Here is a 1,179-nt window from a genome sequence, read left to right on the forward strand (position 1 = left end):
TTTTGAAGAAATAATTCATAATATGGGTGGTAAGGTGTTAGGAGATACACCAACCGCAGAACAAGATTATGGGCTAAACAAACCAGGAGAAATTATACACGAGGTTGGTACTACACGTATGGGTAATAACCCAAAAACATCTGTAGTAAACCAATACGAGCAAATGCATGATGTAGACAATGTTTTTATTGTAGATGCTGGCCCTTTTGTATCACAAGCAGATAAAAACCCTACGTGGACAATTTTAGCATTGGCTTGGAGAACATCAGATTATATTGTAGAACAGTTTAAAAAGCAAAATATCTAAGTTATGGATAGAAGAAAAAGTATAAAATCTATTATTCTTGGCGGTGTTGCCGGTGGTTTAGCTTTAAACGGTTGTAAACCAGGTACAGATAGTGATGCTGTTGCACCTGAAGAAGCTGCTATAGACGAAAAGTATTTTGGACGTACACCAGAAGAAAAAGAACAAATAGCAAAGTTACAAGCAGAACAATTTTTTAACGAGCACCAAATGGAAACATTAGGTGTACTATGTGCTCTAATTTTACCTGCTAATGAAAAGTACGGTAGCGCTACAGATGCAGGTGTGCCAGATTTTATAGAGTTTATGGCAAAAGATATACCAGCTTATCAAACTCAGCTTAAAGGAGGCTTAATGTGGTTAGACCATACTAGTAATAAAGATTATAGTGTAGAGTTTAAAAAAGCAACCCCAGAACAACAAAAAGTTATTTTAGACGGTATAGCTTTCCCAGATGAGAAAGAGCCTACGTACGAGCAAAACTTCTTTTCTCTAATGCGTAATTTAACTGTTACTGGTTATTACACATCTAAAGAAGGCTTAGAAGACTTAGGTTATAAAGGAAATACGCCTAATGTTTGGGATGGTGTACCACAAGATGTATTAGACAAACACGGAAAATCTTATCCAAAAGATTGGATGCCTAAGTTTGTAGACCAAAGTAAACGTAATATTATGGCAGAATGGGATGATGATATGAATTTAATTACATAAATCATTTGGTTTTAAATTAAGAATGTTAAATTGCCTTTAGAGTTATAATCTAAAGGCAATTTTTGTTTTTAAGCCAATTTTTATGATACATAAGTTAGATAATCTAAAAACTAGCGACCTCGAGATTCTTAAAAGCAATATAGATTCTGGTGGTAAATTTG

At 34.3% G+C, this 1,179-nt stretch carries 2 protein-coding genes; both read left to right on the plus strand.

Going from position 1 to position 1,179, the window contains the following annotated elements; all coding sequences use genetic code 11:
* Positions 1-307 (plus strand): GMC oxidoreductase (locus tag ABJD66_RS04595; RefSeq protein ID WP_348128718.1); only part of this gene is annotated, 307 nt, incomplete at its 5' end.
* Between the two features lie 3 nt (positions 308-310).
* Positions 311-1,018, plus strand: a complete 708-nt coding sequence (locus ABJD66_RS04600; RefSeq protein WP_100896277.1) for a gluconate 2-dehydrogenase subunit 3 family protein — start codon at positions 311-313, stop codon at positions 1,016-1,018.
* Positions 1,019-1,179: the final 161 nt, after the last annotated feature.

It is taken from the genome of Cellulophaga sp. (genome assembly GCF_039943695.1).
In the GTDB taxonomy this organism is placed as follows: domain Bacteria; phylum Bacteroidota; class Bacteroidia; order Flavobacteriales; family Flavobacteriaceae; genus Cellulophaga.

Bases quoted from the DNA above. Each gene is read 5' to 3' on its own strand.
- ABJD66_RS04600 (WP_100896277.1), top strand. From the start codon at position 311: ATGGATAGAAGAAAAAGTATAAAATCTATTATTCTTGGCGGTGTTGCC.